This is a genomic window from Actinorectispora metalli (genome assembly GCF_056323685.1).
Window position 1 is genome coordinate 2,485,099 of the sequence record NZ_JBREYE010000001.1, and the last position, 15,213, is coordinate 2,500,311.

Sequence of the window (15,213 nt, forward strand, 5' to 3'; positions counted from 1 at the left end):
GGGTTTAGGGCGCTAAGCCGGTGAACCCAGGTCGATCACGACTTTGATGTCGTCTCGCTCCCGCTCCAGGGCGGTGGGCCACTCCGCCAAGGGAACCCGGCGGGTGATCAGGCCGCGCAGCCACTCCGGGTCGGCGTCGGCGAGGGCCGCCGCGCCTTGGTGGTAGTTGCGCAGGCCCGCGTTCACGCTGCCCACCACCACGTCGTTCTCCAGTACCAGCTCGTTGTTGAGCTTCCCCGGCACCTGCACGGTGTGGTGGGCGCTGGTGATGCCGGTGAGCACCGTGACCGCGTTGGGCGCGGTGCCGCCCAGCACGCCGAACACCACCTCCGGCGCGCCGGTGCACTCGATCACTACATCCGGCTCGACGTCCACCGTGGTCACCGACTCGCGGTGGTACACAGCGCCCAGCCCACGCACCAGCTCCGGTTTGGGGCCCTCGCTGACCCGGTCCAGCACATGCACCTCCAGGCCGCGCTGCCTGCCCATCAGCGCCGCAAGCAGCCCGATCGGCCCCGCCCCGGTCACCAGCGCCACGCGCGGCTCGAAGTAGCTGCGGCTGCCGATCAGCTCGGCCTGCTCCCAGGCCTTGGCCACCACCGACGCGGGCTCGGTGAGCACCCCGAGCTCGCCAAGGGCGGCCGGGACCTTGACCGCGAAGCGGGTCTCCACCGTCCAGCGCTGGGCACCGTAGCCGTCCAGCTCCTTGATGCCGCGCTCGGTGTACTGGCCGTTGCGGCAGAAGTCCCACTGGTCCCTGGCACATGCCCCGCAGGGCTCCGGATCGGGTCTGCGCACCACGCCCATCACGAGATCGCCCACGGCGAAACCGCTGCCCGCGGGCGCCGCCAGCACCCGGCCGAGCGACTCGTGGAAGCCGACCATGGCCTCCCGGCCGCGGGGCAGCGTGCCGTAGCCGTCGCGGACGATCTCCACGTCGGTGCCGCACACCCCGACGAGCAGGCCCTCCACCAGCAGCTCATCCGCGCCCGGCGCCGGATCGGGCAGTTCCTCGACGCCGGAGAGCTCCGGCTTTCCCGGCACCACCATCGCCGCCTTCACCGCGCCGCCTCCCCGTTGTGCCTGTCGCGTTCGTGCCGCACATGCCCGCCGAACAGTTGGGCGGCGCTGTTGACCAGCGCTAGATGGCTGAAGGCCTGCGGGAAGTTGCCCGCGAACCGGCCCGCCTCGGCGGCGATGTCCGGGTCGGCGTGGTACTCCTCGGCGAACAGCCCCACATCGTTGGCCAGGCCGAGCAGCCTGCCGAACATGGCCTCCGCCTCGTCCCGGCGCCCGGCCATGGACATCGCGTCCACCAGCCAGAAGGAGCAGGCCAAAAAGGCGCCCTCCTGGCCGACAAGGCCGTCCACCTCCGAGAAACCGGGGTCGGTGGAGTAGCGGTTGACCAGGTCCCCGTGCCGAAGCTCGCGGTCGATGGCCGCCACAGTGGACACCACGCGGGGATCGTCGCCGGGCAGGAAGCCGACCGAGGGGATCAGCAGGGTGCTGGCGTCCAGTTCGTGGCCGCCGTAGTACTGGGTGAACGCGCCGCGGTCGGCGTTCCAGCCCTTGGCCAGCACCTCAGCGTGCACCTCGTCGCGCAGCTCCTCCCAGCGCCGCACCGGACCGGGCAGGTCGTGGTCGCGCACCGCCCGCACCGCGCGGTCGAAGGCCACCCACACCATCACCCTGCTGTGCGTGAAATGGCGGTCGGGGCCGCGCACTTCCCACAGACCCTTGTCGGGCAGGTGCCAGATCTTCTCCAGGTGCGCCATCATGCCGCGCTGCAGTGCCCAGGAGTCCGCGCTTTCGGTTTGGCCGCGTTCGCGGGCCAGGTGCAGGGCGTCCATCACCTCGCCGTAGACGTCAAGCTGGCGTTGGCGGTACGCCAGGTTGCCGACCCGCACCGGCTTGGCGCCGCGGTGGCCGGGCAGCCAGTCGCACTCCCACTCGATCAGATGCCGCTCGCCCTGGACGCCGTACATGATCTGCATATCCGCCGGGTCGCCCGCGATGGCCCGCAGCAGCCAGTCCCGCCAGGCGATGGCCTCCTCGGCGCAGCCGAAGTTGTCCAGCGCCAGCAGCGTGAAGGTGGCATCGCGCAGCCAGCAGTACCGGTAGTCCCAGTTCCGCTGCCCGCCGTGGGTCTCCGGCAGCGAGGTGGTCGGCGCGGCGACGATGCCGCCGCTGGGGGCGTAGGTCAGCGCCTTGAGCGTGGCCAGCGAGCGGGCCACCAGATCGGCGTGCGGGCCGGTGTAGTTGATCCGGCCCACCCACTCCCGCCAGAAGTCCTCGCTGTCCCTGGTCTCCTGCTCGGGGTCCAGCGGTGCGGGCAGGTCGCGCTCCGATGGCACCCACTGCATCAGCCAGGACAGCCGCTCGCCCTCGTGGATGGTGAACACCCCGGCGTGCGCGCGTTCGCCGGGCACCCGGTTCGGCAGCCGGTCGCCGCGCAGCACCACGGTGTGCGGGCCCGCGATGGCCAGGATGCACTCGTCGTGGTCGGTGCGGGTGCGCCGCACCCAGGGCGTCGAGTCGCCGTAGGCGAAGCGGACCACCCAGCGCATGCGGATCTCGACGCTGCCCCGCAGGCATTCCAGGACGCGGACCACGCAGGGTTCGTCATCGGCGTTCTTGGGGTGTGGCGGCATGCTGTCGGTCAGCCGCACCACGCCGTCCTCGGTGTGGAACTCGGTGTCCAGCACCAGCGTGTGGTCCCGGTAGGCCCGCCGGACCTCGGTCACGGGCGCGGTGGGGGCGATCAGCCAGCGGCCGCTCTGCTCGTCACCGAGCAGCCGGGCGAAACAGGACGGTGAGTCGAATCGGGGCAGGCAGAGCCAGTCGATGGAGCCGTCCTTGCCGACCAGCGCCGCGGTGCGCAGATCGGACAGGAGCGCGTAGTCCTCGATACGGCCGGGCTCGGTGTTGATGCCGTCGGTCACAACGTGACGTTATGGGCCGCGGGCGATCTTTGCTACCCGGAGGAAATTCGGAAACGGCGTTACTAAAAGTTCACCTACAGGTATGGGGACAGGTGCTCCTGCGGTAACCCGATCGTGGCCCTGAGCGGTCGTTCAGCGTATCCGGCCTGGTCACCGGGCAAACGATGGCGGAGACCAGTTGGAGGCGGAAACATGATCGACCAGAGGAACGTACCGCAGATTCTCGGCCACTCGGTGTGCGACGCCCGTGGCGAAAAGATTGGCACAGCCGGGCAGGTTTACCTCGACGACGCGACCAACAAGCCGGAGTGGGTCACCGTTCGGACCGGCTGGTTCGGCACGAAGGAGAGCTTCGTCCCGTTGCAGAAGGCCAGCATGCAGGGTGACACCCTCCAGGTCGGCGTTACCAAGGAGGCTGTGAAGGACGCGCCCACCGTCGACACCGACGGCGGCCACCTCTCGGCCGAGGAAGAGCGCCAGCTTTACCGGCACTACAACATCGACTACGCGATGCCGCGTCAGACGCGGGGGCAGCAGCAGACCGCGCCCACCACGGCGGCCGCGGGTACCCGGCAGCAGGCGGCCAAGCCCGCTCCCGGTCGAGGCCGGGAACGCGACGACGCGATGACCGTGTCGGAGGAGCAGCTCAAGGTCGGCACCGAGCGGGTCGAGACCGGCCGGGTTCGGTTGCGCAAGTACGTGACCACCGAGGAACAGCAGGTCACCGTGCCCGTGCGCAAGGAGCAGGTGCGGCTGGAGCGTGAGCCGATCACCGAGGCCAACCGCGACCGTGCGATGAGCGGACCGGAGATCACCGAGTCCGAGTACGAGGTCACGCTGAGCGAGGAGCGCCCGCGCGTGGAGACCGAGGTGGTCCCGAAGGAGCGCGTGCGTTTGACCAAGGAGACCGTCACCGAGGACCAGACGGTGTCCGGCAAGGTCCGCAAGGAGCACGTCGACGTCGACGAGCAGGCCCGCGACCGTGATCACCAGCGCCGTGACCGGCGTTGACGCATCCGGCATCGACTGAAACCTCCCGCGAAGAGCGAGTGCAGCACCTGGTCCTCATGGGCCGGGTGCCGCACTCACTTTGTTGGCTACCGTGAAGGTGTGCCGCCTCGAACCCGGGTCGATCCCTTGCAGTTGCGCACCGCCGTCGAGGCGGTGCTGCCGTGGTTGCGGGGAGGCGAGCAGCCCGCGCGGCCCGAATTGGCGGCCGCGGTGCGGCTGAGTCTCCGGACGCTGGAGCAACTCGCGCCGGGGCGCAGCGTGGAGGTGAGGGTGCCGCCGTTCGCGGCGGTGCAGTGCATCACAGGGCCCGCGCACACCAGGGGCACGCCGCCGAACGTGGTGGAGACCGACCCCCGGACCTGGCTCGCACTGGCGACCGGGTTGCTCACCTGGCGGGAGGCGGTCGCCGATGGGACCATTCGTGCCTCCGGTGCGCGTGCCGATCTCGCCGATTATCTGCCGCTGCTGCGCTATTAATTTGCCATTGGCAGACGTCGTTCTCATGGTGTATTTACATAGAAACGGCTTTTATCTTAGCTTTGAGCCAATCCCGCTATTCCCGCTGCGGAGGTAAACGGTGGCACCACTGGAAAGTCCAACCGTCCGCCGACGCAGGCTCGGCCTTGAGCTGCGCAAGTACCGTGAAGCGGCGGGGAAGAAGATCGAAGAGGTCGCCGCCCATTTGGAGCGGTCGACCGCGACGGTGAGCCGGATCGAGACCGGGCGGCAGCCGGTGCGGGCCGTGGATGTGTCCCGCATGCTGGAATTCTATGGCGTGAACGGAGAACAGGCCGCCACATTGCTCGAGCTCACCACCGAGGCCAAGGAACGCGGCTGGTGGGACGCCTACCGCGATGTGCTGCCGCAGACCTATGTCGGTCTCGAGGCCGCCGCCCGGACGCTGCGGGAGTTCCAACTCCGGATCATCCCCTCCCTGCTCCAGACCGAGGAGTACGCGCTGGCGCTTACCAAGGGCATGCGCCCCCACGCCGCGCAGAGCGAGTCCGAGCGCAGGGTGGAGGCGCGGCTGATCCGCCAGCAGCGGGTCACCGCCGAGGACCCGCTGCGGATCTGGGCGATCGTGGACGAGGCGGCGCTGCGCGGCATCGTCGGCGGCCCCGACGTGATGTACCGCCAGCTCACCTACCTCGCCGAGGTCTGCGAACTGCCCCAGGTCACGGTGCAGGTGCTGCCCTACGCCGCGGGGGCGCATCCCGGCATGGGCGGGCCGTTCGTCATCCTGGAGTTCGCCGATCAGAACGATCCCCAGGTGGTGTACGTGGAAAGCCTGCGCCAGACCATGATCCTGGAGCGGGTCGCCGAGGTCCGCGACTACGCAGAAGCCTTCGACCAGCTTCGCGCCATGGCGCACAGCCCGGAGGACTCGGTCGCCTTCCTGCACCGCATGATCGCCGAGCTAGCCCCGTGAGGAGCACCCTGCTGATCGGCGTGCTCGTGCTGGCCGCGGGCTGCTCCGGCGAGGTCGGCTCGGTGATCGCCGAGGGGCCGACCAAGATCCGGGTGCAGTGGCTGGTCGACTCCGATAACGCCGAGGTCGAGGTGGTCACCGGATTGGACGACGACGCGGTACGGGAATTCTGGCAGTCCGGCACGCAGTTCAAGGTCAACCGCTCCGCCTTCCCCGAGGGCACCAAAGTGGGCGACGAGCTGAACTGCACCGTCACCATCCGCCAGGAGCCCGCCAGCGAGCGCAAGCCGGTATCGCTGAAGGACTGCACCAAGGCTGATATCGCGGGGTGAGAGCGGCATGGATCATGTGCCGCATCCACTCCGTTCAGAACAGACGGCCGACCGTGTTGTCCCAGGCGCCGCCGAGTCCCTCGACGCCGTCGCGGATCAGCTCGCCCGCATCGCCCAGCGTGCCCACCGTGGCGTCCACGACGTCCTTGCCCGCCTCCCTGGCGCCGTCCAGCAGTTCCCCGCCCGCGCCCGAGAAGTCGCCGTCCAGGGCCTTGTCGAAGGCGTCGCCGCCCGCCTCGATGAACTCGCCGCCCGCGTCCAGGGTCTCCTTGACCACGTTGCCGCCCGCGTCGATCACCGGCCCGATGCCGGGCAGGTCCGAACCGGGCAGTTCCGGCGGCAGCGGGTCATCCTGCCAGCGCTGGCCGGTCACCTCGCCGTAGCCGCCGGTGGCGATGTTGCCCAGGTTGCGCAGCGACTCCGAGCCAGGGTCGTAGTAGCGCGAGTGGGCGGAGGGGCCGAAGGTGTCGTCGGGGGTGCCGAAGGACTTCGCGCCGAAAGAGTCGTCGTAGGGGCCGGTGGAGGAACCGTCGGCGGTGAACCAATCGCCGCTGGTCAGCTGGACGACCGGATCGTGCTCGGTGGCGCCCGCCCAGACGTGGCCGTTGCCCGCGGAGAGCTGGTCGGCGTTCGACGCCCCGACCCCGGGTGAGCCGACGAAGGCGATGTCGTCGGCGGCCAGGCCCTGCATGCCCGCATGGCCCACCACGGTGCTGCCGTAGCTGTGGCCGATCACGGTCAGGTGCTGCCGGTGCCCGCCGACCTCCGCAGCGGCGCGGTAGCCGTTCACGTCCGCCACCAGATTCGGCGCGCCCTGCCTGGCCTGGTCGTCCTGGGACACCTGGAGGCTGGTGATCGCGTCCGGCGCGTCGTAGCCCAGCCACTGGATGGTGGCGTGCTTCCCACCGGGATTGCTCGCGTCCATCTCGGCCCGCAGGTCCGCGGCATGCCCCAGCGCGAAGTTCTCCAGGCTGGAACCGGTGCCGGGCACGGCGACCGCGAGGTGGTCGGCGGTGTCGGGGTTGCCGAAGGCCACCGCCATGCCGCCCTGTCCGCGGGGGCCGTCCGGCTCCCAGCCCAGCACGTACACGCCATCGATCCCCCGCTCGCCCGCCAGTCGCTCGGCCTCCTGGAGGCGGTCGTTCGCGAACCGGGCGTTGTCGGCCTGCCGCTTGGCGTCCTGGCGCTCGTCCAGCAGCCGGGACAGCTCGAGGTCGTTGGCCTCGCGCAACTGCTCGCCATCGGCGTCTGCGGGCAGGCCCAGCGCCTCGGCCCTGGCCCGGATGCGCTCGTTCAGGGCCTGCACGCGGTCGTTGAAGCGCTGCTGGTCGGCCGCGATCCGACGGCGGTTGGCGTCGCCCCGCACCGGCGTCGGCAGCCCGCGCAGCCTGCCAAGCTCGTCGAAGCGGGTCACCATCAGCCGCTGCCGCTCGCCTGCCGACAGCGCGGCCCACCAGCGGGCGACCTCACGCGGGTCTGTGTTCAGCGGCGGGATGCTCACCGACTGCGCCGCCAGGTTCTGCCAGGACGCGCTGCCGGCCGCGACGGAGGCGAAGCCCGGCTCGGAGCGGCCCAGCTGACCCGCCAGGGAGCGGAGCAACTGCTCCCAGCTGTCGGAGATGGCGGTGAGCTCCGCGGCGATGGTGTCCGCGAACTGCCGTTCCCTGCGCTGCGCCTCGGGGCTCTGCTCGGCGGTGCGTGGCCGGTTGCGCCAGGCCGCGATGAGTTCGTCGGCTTTGCCCCGCACGCTGCCGTAGCCGCTCGCGGCGGCCCGCACCACCTGGACACCGTCGGCGAGTCGGGCCGATGCCGCGGTCACCGCGGCGGCGCCGGCCTCACCGCGCGCCTTGAACGCATCGGCGGCCCCGCCCGTCCAGGACTGCCCGCCCTCGCTGCCGCCGCGCTTCACCGCACCGCCCGCGCGGTCCAGTGCGCTGATGGCGCCGGTCAGCGGATCGGCCGCGGCGGCGATCCTGGCGGCGTCGCCGGTGGCGAGCCTGCGGTAGATGGCCTCGGGGTCGCTCATGCCGCACCGCCCGCCTTGCCGAAGGTGTCCCGCAGCGCGAGGTCCGTCTCCTGGTAGGTGTCGGCGGTGCTGACCAGGCCGTTGCCGGTCTCCAGCAGCCAGGCCGCGCCCTTGCGCAGGTCCTCGGCGTGGGTGCCGCCGAAGCGGGCCAGCGCCGTGGCGAACTCGGCGGCCGCGGGCAGTTCGCCCAGCGCGGCGGAGTCCAGCTGGACGTGGCCGAGCAGGTAGCCGCCGTCGTCAACGGCATCGGCTCCGGAGAAGAAGTGGGTTGATGCCGTCCGCAAGGACGCCGGGGTCACCTGGAAGTCAGTCATCGCAAGCCTCCGCATCGTCGCCAGGCTCTGACGTCGGCACGCCGCGGGTCGGTTCCGTTGCGGGCGCAAAGGATCTCCCAGTTGCGCGCACACCCCTTGGACACGGGACAATGCGCGCTGTGAGCGCGCAGTGGACGCCGGAACGCTGGACCGAGGCCGCCCGCGCGCAGGCCCGCCTGTTCCGGGAAGCGGTGGGGGACGTGCAGCCGGGGCTGCCGGTGCCGTCCTGCCCCGGTTGGGACTTCGCCACCCTCACCCTGCACGTCGCCCGGTTTCTGCACGTAGCCACGGACTACCTGCGCAGCGGCAGCACCGAACAGCTGCCCCCGCCGCCGCGGCGCGAGGTGCCTGATCCGCTGGCTTACCTGGACGAACAGCTCGCGGTGGCGGAGACGGTACTGTCCGCGGTACCAGGCAACCGCCCGGTGTGGACGTTCTCGCCGACCGCGCCCCGGCTGGCCTGGTTCTGGCACCGCCGGGTCGCCCACGAGCTCACCCTCCGCCGCTGGGACGCCCAGTCCGCGCTGCGCACGCTCGTCCCCACCGACCCCGAACTGGCCGCCGACGGGGTGGACGAGGTCCTGGGCACCCTGCTGGCCGCCAAGTACACCGCCGACGTGACTCCGGCGACCACAGGCACGGCGCTGGTGTCGTGTACCGACACCCCTCACCGCTGGCTGGTGCGGTTCGCCGAGGGCGGAGTGCCGGAAGTCACCCCACCCGATGGTGAACCGGTGGTGGACGCCGCGGTGCGCGGCCGGGCGAGCACCGTGTTCTACGGGCTCCGCGGCCGGATCGAACTGCCTGGCACCGGAGCCCAGCCGATACTCGACGCGCTCCGCGTCTGATCCGTCACCGCAGGTCACGGGCGATAGTGACCAATTCGTTGTGCGCGCAAGGCGTTGGGCGCACCTGGGCTACCACTTATCGCGTTTCCGGGTAACGCACGTGACATCAGCCGGTGAACACTGCGCCGTTCGACTTACACTCGGAGTGCAGTCGGACTCCGACCCCCAGCAGTGCGAGGGAGTTTTTCGGTGGTATCCGTACCGGTGACCCCGGCAGGCCACGGCGACAAGGCAGCAGCCATCGAGAACGACATCCCGCGTGAAGAGTGCGGTGTCTTCGGTGCCTGGGCCCCCGGCGAAGAGGTCTCCAAGCTCGCCTTCTACGCCCTGTACGCGTTGCAGCACCGCGGCCAGGAAGCAGCGGGAATCTCGGTGGGCGACGGCACCCAGGTCGTGGTGTACAAGGACCTGGGCCTGGTCAGCCAGGTCTTCGACGAGCAGGTGCTGTCCTCGCTGCGCGGACACGTCGCCGTCGGGCACTGCCGCTACTCCACGACCGGCTCCACAAGCTGGGAGAACGCCCAGCCCACCTTCCGCACCACCTCCGCGGGCACCAGCCTCTCGCTGGCGCACAACGGCAACCTGGTCAACACTGCCGACCTGCTGGCCCGCGTCCGCGAACTGGACCTGCTGCCGCGCACCAAGGACGGCATGCTGGCCACCAGCGACACCGACCTGATGTGCGCGCTGCTCGCGGGCACCGCCGCCGACAAGGGCATCGAGCAGGCCGCCGCCGAGCTGCTGCCCACCCTGCGCGGCGCGTTCTCCCTGGTGTTCTCCGATGAGTCCACCCTCTACGCCGCCCGCGACCCGCAAGGCGTTCGCCCGCTGTGCCTCGGCAGGCTGGAACGCGGCTGGGTGGTGGCCAGCGAAAGCTCCGCGCTGGACATCGTCGGCGCCAACTTCGTCCGCGAGATCGAGCCCGGCGAGCTCATCGCCATCGACCAGAACGGCCTGCGCAGCACCAGGTTCGCCAACCCCGAGCCCAAGGGCTGCATCTTCGAATACGTCTACCTGGCCCGCCCGGACGCCAACATCTCCGGCCGCTCGGTGCACGCCACCAGGGTGGAGATCGGCAGGCGGCTGGCCGCGGAGTTCCCGGTCGAGGCCGACCTGGTCATCCCGGTGCCCGAGTCCGGCACGCCCGCCGCCATCGGCTACGCGCAGGCCTCTGGCATCCCCTACGGCCAGGGCCTGGTCAAGAACTCCTACGTGGGCCGCACCTTCATCCAGCCCTCGCAGACCATCCGCCAGCTGGGCATCCGGCTCAAGCTGAACCCGCTGCGCGATGTCATCCGCGGCAAACGGCTTGTGGTGGTGGACGATTCGATCGTCCGCGGCAACACCCAGCGGGCGCTGGTCCGCATGCTGCGCGAGGCGGGCGCCCTCGAGGTGCACGTCCGGATCGCCTCGCCGCCGGTCCGCTGGCCCTGTTTCTACGGCATCGACTTCGCCTCCCGCGCCGAACTCATCGCCAACGGCCTCGACCTGGACGGCGTCCGCCAGTCGATCTGCGCCGACTCACTTGGCTACGTTTCGCTGGAGAGCCTGATCGCCGCCACCGAGCAGCCCAAGAGCCGCATGTGCTCGGCCTGCTTCGACGGCAACTACCCGATCCCGCTGCCCGATGAGGCACTCATGGGCAAGCACCTGCTGGAAAGTGTGGACATCAAGCCGACGCCGGTGCTGTCCAACGGCTACGGCGCCGAGGAGGCGCTCCGCAGGCCCTGACGGGGTGTGCGACATCCGACACGCCGATCCCGCCACAGTGGTCTATGCCAGGCGAACCCGCCTGACGTATCGATTCACCGTGCACTGAACACCCCGACCGTCCTCGCCGCGCGGACGCGGAAGCGACTAGCGTGTTCACTCGCCTGCTACCGCAGCACGCGACCAGCGACAAGATGGAGTTCTTCTGCCGTGACACCGCCGACCGAGAGCAATGCCACCTATGCCGGCGCAGGCGTGAGCATCGAGGCCGGTGAGGAGGCCGTGGAGAAACTGCGGCCGTGGGCGGAGAAGGCGAGCCGCCCCGAGGTGCTCGGCGGCATCGGCGGCTTCGCGGGCCTGTTCCGGCTCAAGCTGGACCGCTGGAAGGACCCCGTCCTCGCCGCGTCCACCGACGGCGTCGGCACCAAGATCGCCGTCGCGCAGGCGCTGGACATCCACGACACCGTGGGCATCGACCTGGTCGCGATGGTCGTCGACGACCTGGTCGTCTCCGGCGCCGAACCGCTGTTCCTGCAGGACTACATCGCCGTCGGCAAGGTCATCCCCGACCGCATCGCGAGCATCGTCAAGGGCATCGCCGACGGCTGTGTGCAGGCAGGCTGCGCCCTGCTGGGCGGCGAGACCGCCGAGCACCCCGGCATGATGGCCGACGGCGACTACGACGTCTCCGCCACCGGCATCGGCGTGGTCGAGGCCGATGCGGTGCTCGGCCCGGCGCGGGTGCGTCCCGGTGACGTGGCCATCGCGATGGGCTCCTCGGGTCTGCACTCCAACGGCTACTCGCTGGCCAGGCACGTGCTGCTGGAGATCGGCCGGATGCCGCTGGAGGGCCAGGTCGAGGAGTTCGGCCGCACCCTGGGCGAGGAGCTTTTGGAGCCCACCCGCATCTATGCCAAGGACTGCCTCGCGCTGGCCGCCGAGACCGATGTGCGCACCTTCGCCCACGTCACCGGCGGCGGGCTGGCGGGCAACCTGGCGCGGGTGATCCCGCCGGGTCTGACCGCGGTGCTGGACCGCGGCACTTGGACGCCTGCCCCGGTGTTCATGCTGCTGGCGCACCGCGGCAAGATCGAGCGCGCCGAGATGGAACGCACCTTCAACATGGGCGTCGGCATGGTGGCCGTGGTGGCCCCCGAGGACGTCGACCGCGCCCTGGCCGTGCTCACCGCCCGCCACGTGCCCGCCTGGGTCGTCGGCGAGGTGTGCAAGAGCAACACCGTCGACGAGGTCGGCACCGAAGAACGCGTCCTCCTCCGCGGCAACCACCCCCGCTTCTGACCGGACCGGTTCAGCGACCGACCTCCCGCTTGAGGCTCGGTCGCTGAATGCTGTCCTGGTGCGGGCATGAGGCAGCGCAGATCGTCTTGCGGGGTCGATTCAGCGGCTTGAGCCCGGATTCCGGGTCCAAGCCACCGAACCCGTGACCGCGGCGTTCTCCGGGCAGCGTGGAGCGCCAGAGGCACGCGGGTGGCCGAGTGGTGTGCTCGGTTGATCGGTGATCAAAGAAGCGACGCGGATAGCACTGCGCTGGGACACATCCCCGGGGCAGCCACTACCCGCGCTACCTCTTGCTGCGAAAGACGTCCTGCTGTAAAGCGGTGTCAACGCCGGTAGTCGTCATACCCGTCGTCGTGCGCTTCGTCCAAGCGGTCGTCGTCAGACGTGTGGTTTCCACCGCGGGTCTCCGGTCCCGACAGCTCACGCTGCAAGGCGGCGAAGTCCGTGGTGGGGGAGCTGTACTTGAGCTCTCGGGCAACCTTTGTCTGCTTGGCCTTTGCTCGGCCGCGCCCCATGGCTCGACCCCCTCGCACAGGGGCGGGGCGGCCGGGGGAAATCGGCGGCCCCGCTCAACTCGACATCTTTTCCTAGTAACTACCGTACCGTGTCGACCGGGTTTGATGCGACGTGGCGCCCGCAGTACACGTGCGTGATGTTGGCCTAACTTTCTCCTCCGCTCACGGAGTCCGTTTCGGACGGCCACGCCGAGGTGTCCCGAGGCACTCGACCTCGCCTCAACTCGGGACAGGGCAGCGGCATCCGGCCGGAATCGTGGCACTATGCGCGGCGTGCCGCGTCCCTTCGTTGCCTACCTCCGGGTGTACGAACCCCTCGATGCGTTCGACGCGCCGATGCGGGCCAGGCTGCGCCGCAGCCTCCAGATCGGCGGACTGCCCTCGGCGGGCGTCGGCGACCGTGAACGTCAGGTGTGGCTGCAATCACAGTTGGCAGCTCCGGTCCGCCTGCTGCCCGCCGACCGCAGCGCGGGTCCGATCGATGTGCTCGTGCTGTACCCGGAGCAGTTGGCGCCCGAAAACGAGGCGTCGAGCAATGGCCCACTGGTATGCCCACTGGATCTCCGCCAACGCAGCGCGGCGGGTCTCGCGGGCTTCCTTTCCGAGGCGCCCGCCGCACTGCGGGCCGCGGTCTTCCCGGTGCCGGAGGAGACCGTGCGGGCCAGGGTGGCGGGCGTGCTGTCCGAACTGCCCGCCGCCGCGCACGTGGTCACCTCCACTTGGAGCGTGCCGCTGCCCTGGTTCGCCCTGTTCGACCCGAAGGCCAGGCACGTCGAACTCGCGCCGCAGCATGATCCCGGCCGCCAGGTGTGCTGGCGCAGCCCGATCTCCGAGGTGCGTGAGCGCGGCAGGCACGCCCACTCCATCGTCGACGAGGCACTCGGCCCCGATGGCCCCGCACAGCTGCTCCAGCACGCCCTGGACTGGCTGGAGCACTTCCACCCGGGTTCGGCGGTGGAACTGGACTACGGCGGCCTCGTGCAGCTGCTCACGGACGAGGACCTGGCCGCCGACACCTCGGCGGAGGACGTGCACGCGGCGATCTCCGCGCTGGCCGACGGCGAGCCCGAGGAGGTCGCCGCCCGTTACGGACGGCTGCGGGAGTTCTGGGGCGGCCTGGCCGCCCACGAACGCGAGAACTAGAGGCTCCGCAATCCGGCAGGCACGGCAGGCATGCCCTATCGACGGAGCCTCTTAGCCGAACAGCCCGTCCAGCACCCGCACCACGCCCACCGGACGTCCACCGCCCAGCAGCGGCAGTTCGGTGAGCTCGTCCAGGCCCGGCACGCCGAGCGCGCGCAGGCCGGCGACCAGCACCGGGAAACGGGCGCGGGCCGCGCCGTCGTCGATCTTCACCGCGACCGCGCCGAGACCGGGCGCGGCGGCCACCCAGACGCCCTCGGCGCCGCCCTTGCTGAGCACGTCGGGCGCGGCACCCATCAGCCGGGTGTCCTCCCGGTCGGTGCCCGCCACCAGGAACGGATGCGCCCGCATGGCATCGGCCACCCGGCGGGTGTCGGTGCCTTCCGGATCGCCGACCAGCCGCAGGAAGGTGCGGGCCAGCGCGGTCAGCGAGATCGCGAAGACCGGGGCTCCGCAGCCGTCCACCCCGGTGGCCGCGACATCCTCGCCCGCCAAATCCGACACGGTCTCCCGAAGCTGCTTTTGCAGCGGATGGGCGGCCTCGGGGTAGGAGTCGGTCGGCCAGCCGAGCTGTGCGCAGGTGGCGAGCATGGCGGCGTGCTTGCCGGAGCAGTTCATGGCCGCCCTGCGGGCCGCGGAGCGCCGATCCGGCAGCGCGTCGACACCGGAGACGTACAGCGGGGGCTCGGCGGGGCAGCGCAGATCGTCCTCGGTCAGACCGCTGCGGTCCAGCATCGCCAACACCCGGTTGACGTGGGCGTCCTCGCCGTTGTGGGAGGCGGCGGCCAGCGCGAGGTCTTCCTCCGAGGGCAGGCTCAGCCCGGCCCGGAGCATGCCGACGGCCTGGGCGGGCTTGTTGCTGGAGCGCGGGAACATCGGCTCGGTGACCTCACCGATGACGCGCACCGGGCGGCCATCCGGATCGAGGAGCACCACCGAACCGTGGTGCGTGCCCTCGCGGAAACCGGACCGGACGACCTCGACAAGCGGGCTGCTCAGGACTCCTCCTCGCGCTCCTTTGCGAGCAGCTCGTCCACGGAGGCCTGACCATGCTGGTAGCGGCGGGCGATCTCGGCGTTGAGCCGATCCACCACCGCCTGCACTTCGCGACGACGCTGCGACACCGATTCTTCCTCGGCAATGTAGCTGCGCAGCGCCTCATTCAGTTTCTGCTCGGACAGCGATGTGACGTCCGACAAGTCCACGGAGGACACCAGTGCCTCCACATGCCGGCGGTGTGCCTCCGCGCGGGAAGGCTCCAGAGTCTGGTAGCGCCCGAGCCCGGTGGCGGGGCCGAGGGCGTTGCGCGACAGGATGCCGACGAGTTGCTCGACGACCGACGCACTGCCGTTGACGCTCCTGCGCTGCTGTTCGGCCCGGACGATGTCGATCCGGGCGTGCAGCAGGCGCCGGAGGTAGGACAGGTCGGTCTCCTCCTGCGCTGCGTCGTCTCGCAGGGCGCGGACCTCGTCCAGGGCACCCTGCTCAATACCTTCGGTGAAGTCCGGGGCCAACACTCGGTCGATGCGACGCCGACCGCCCGGACGTACCTCGATCACGACACCATCCTGTCCGATGATGCGCCCAAGGGTAAACACCTAAATGCGCAATTCATCCCCCATAAGACGTGATGTGACACTTGCG

The 15,213-nt window shown here is 70.3% G+C and carries 15 protein-coding genes; 8 read left to right on the forward strand and 7 right to left on the reverse strand.

Going from position 1 to position 15,213, the window contains the following annotated elements; all coding sequences use genetic code 11:
• Positions 1-12 precede the first annotated feature (12 nt).
• Both ACU6XJ_RS11625 and ACU6XJ_RS11630 read right to left on the reverse strand, forming a co-directional pair.
• On the reverse strand, positions 13-1,062 hold the full coding sequence (locus ACU6XJ_RS11625) for a glucose 1-dehydrogenase (protein WP_476309642.1): 1,050 nt from the start codon (positions 1,060-1,062) through the stop codon (positions 13-15).
• Positions 1,059-2,942 (reverse strand): glycoside hydrolase family 15 protein, encoded by a 1,884-nt coding sequence (locus tag ACU6XJ_RS11630; RefSeq protein WP_476309645.1) that lies wholly within the window; start codon positions 2,940-2,942, stop codon positions 1,059-1,061. The genes ACU6XJ_RS11625 and ACU6XJ_RS11630 overlap by 4 nt, the downstream gene beginning before the upstream one ends.
• A 192-nt stretch (positions 2,943-3,134) precedes the next feature.
• Between ACU6XJ_RS11630 and ACU6XJ_RS11635 the strand changes: the two genes are divergently transcribed.
• The 4 genes from ACU6XJ_RS11635 to ACU6XJ_RS11650 all read left to right on the forward strand — a co-directional run bounded on the left by ACU6XJ_RS11635 (position 3,135) and on the right by ACU6XJ_RS11650 (position 5,714).
• Positions 3,135-3,953, forward strand: coding sequence for a DUF2382 domain-containing protein (locus ACU6XJ_RS11635; RefSeq protein ID WP_476309648.1), 819 nt, complete (start codon positions 3,135-3,137; stop codon positions 3,951-3,953).
• Between the two features lie 99 nt (positions 3,954-4,052).
• Complete coding sequence (locus ACU6XJ_RS11640) at positions 4,053-4,430, forward strand: sterol carrier family protein (RefSeq protein WP_476309651.1); 378 nt, start codon at positions 4,053-4,055, stop codon at positions 4,428-4,430.
• Between the two features lie 100 nt (positions 4,431-4,530).
• On the forward strand, positions 4,531-5,382 hold the full coding sequence (locus ACU6XJ_RS11645) for a helix-turn-helix domain-containing protein (protein WP_476309654.1): 852 nt from the start codon (positions 4,531-4,533) through the stop codon (positions 5,380-5,382).
• Positions 5,379-5,714 (forward strand): hypothetical protein, encoded by a 336-nt coding sequence (locus ACU6XJ_RS11650; RefSeq protein ID WP_476309657.1) that lies wholly within the window; start codon positions 5,379-5,381, stop codon positions 5,712-5,714. Before ACU6XJ_RS11645 ends, ACU6XJ_RS11650 begins: the two co-directional genes overlap by 4 nt.
• Positions 5,715-5,748: 34 nt before the next feature.
• On the opposite strand, the gene ACU6XJ_RS11655 is transcribed toward ACU6XJ_RS11650, so the two are convergent.
• Together ACU6XJ_RS11655 and ACU6XJ_RS11660 are read right to left on the reverse strand one after the other, a co-directional pair.
• Entirely contained in the window at positions 5,749-7,740 is a 1,992-nt protein-coding gene (locus tag ACU6XJ_RS11655) for an alpha/beta hydrolase (RefSeq protein WP_476309660.1), read from the reverse strand.
• Entirely contained in the window at positions 7,737-8,054 is a 318-nt protein-coding gene (locus tag ACU6XJ_RS11660) for a hypothetical protein (protein ID WP_476309662.1), read from the reverse strand. The genes ACU6XJ_RS11655 and ACU6XJ_RS11660 overlap by 4 nt, the downstream gene beginning before the upstream one ends.
• Positions 8,055-8,173: 119 nt before the next feature.
• Here ACU6XJ_RS11660 and ACU6XJ_RS11665 point away from each other — a divergent pair, with 119 nt between their 5' ends.
• The 3 genes from ACU6XJ_RS11665 to purM all read left to right on the forward strand — a co-directional run bounded on the left by ACU6XJ_RS11665 (position 8,174) and on the right by purM (position 11,911).
• On the forward strand, positions 8,174-8,902 hold the full coding sequence (locus ACU6XJ_RS11665; protein WP_476309665.1) for a maleylpyruvate isomerase N-terminal domain-containing protein: 729 nt from the start codon (positions 8,174-8,176) through the stop codon (positions 8,900-8,902).
• 204 nt (positions 8,903-9,106) lie between these two features.
• On the forward strand, positions 9,107-10,633 hold the full coding sequence (gene purF, locus ACU6XJ_RS11670; protein ID WP_476313946.1) for an amidophosphoribosyltransferase: 1,527 nt from the start codon (positions 9,107-9,109) through the stop codon (positions 10,631-10,633).
• A gap of 189 nt (positions 10,634-10,822) precedes the next feature.
• Complete coding sequence (purM, locus tag ACU6XJ_RS11675) at positions 10,823-11,911, forward strand: phosphoribosylformylglycinamidine cyclo-ligase (protein WP_476309668.1); 1,089 nt, start codon at positions 10,823-10,825, stop codon at positions 11,909-11,911.
• 323 nt (positions 11,912-12,234) lie between these two features.
• On the opposite strand, the gene ACU6XJ_RS11680 is transcribed toward purM, so the two are convergent.
• Entirely contained in the window at positions 12,235-12,426 is a 192-nt protein-coding gene (locus ACU6XJ_RS11680; protein ID WP_476309671.1) for a DUF3073 domain-containing protein, read from the reverse strand.
• Positions 12,427-12,690: 264 nt separating this feature from the next.
• Between ACU6XJ_RS11680 and ACU6XJ_RS11685 the strand changes: the two genes are divergently transcribed.
• The gene (locus ACU6XJ_RS11685; RefSeq protein WP_476309674.1) at positions 12,691-13,569 is read left to right on the forward strand and encodes a DUF8083 family protein; all 879 of its coding nucleotides are present in this window, start codon (positions 12,691-12,693) and stop codon (positions 13,567-13,569) included.
• Positions 13,570-13,620: 51 nt separating this feature from the next.
• Here ACU6XJ_RS11685 and ACU6XJ_RS11690 read toward each other — a convergent pair whose 3' ends face one another.
• A complete protein-coding gene (locus ACU6XJ_RS11690) occupies positions 13,621-14,568 on the reverse strand; it encodes an asparaginase (RefSeq protein ID WP_476313948.1) in 948 nt (315 codons plus the stop codon).
• A complete protein-coding gene (locus ACU6XJ_RS11695; protein ID WP_476309676.1) occupies positions 14,565-15,128 on the reverse strand; it encodes an RsiG family protein in 564 nt (187 codons plus the stop codon). Before ACU6XJ_RS11695 ends, ACU6XJ_RS11690 begins: the two co-directional genes overlap by 4 nt.
• Between the last annotated feature and the right edge of the window lie 85 nt (positions 15,129-15,213).

Coding starts and splice junctions, on each gene's coding strand:
- ACU6XJ_RS11685 (WP_476309674.1), top strand. CDS start 12,691: ATGCGCGGCGTGCCGCGTCCCTTCGTTGCCTACCTCCGGGTGTACGAA.
- ACU6XJ_RS11655 (WP_476309660.1), bottom strand. CDS start 7,740: ATGAGCGACCCCGAGGCCATCTACCGCAGGCTCGCCACCGGCGACGCC.
- ACU6XJ_RS11660 (WP_476309662.1), bottom strand. CDS start 8,054: ATGACTGACTTCCAGGTGACCCCGGCGTCCTTGCGGACGGCATCAACC.
- ACU6XJ_RS11680 (WP_476309671.1), bottom strand. CDS start 12,426: ATGGGGCGCGGCCGAGCAAAGGCCAAGCAGACAAAGGTTGCCCGAGAG.
- ACU6XJ_RS11635 (WP_476309648.1), top strand. CDS start 3,135: ATGATCGACCAGAGGAACGTACCGCAGATTCTCGGCCACTCGGTGTGC.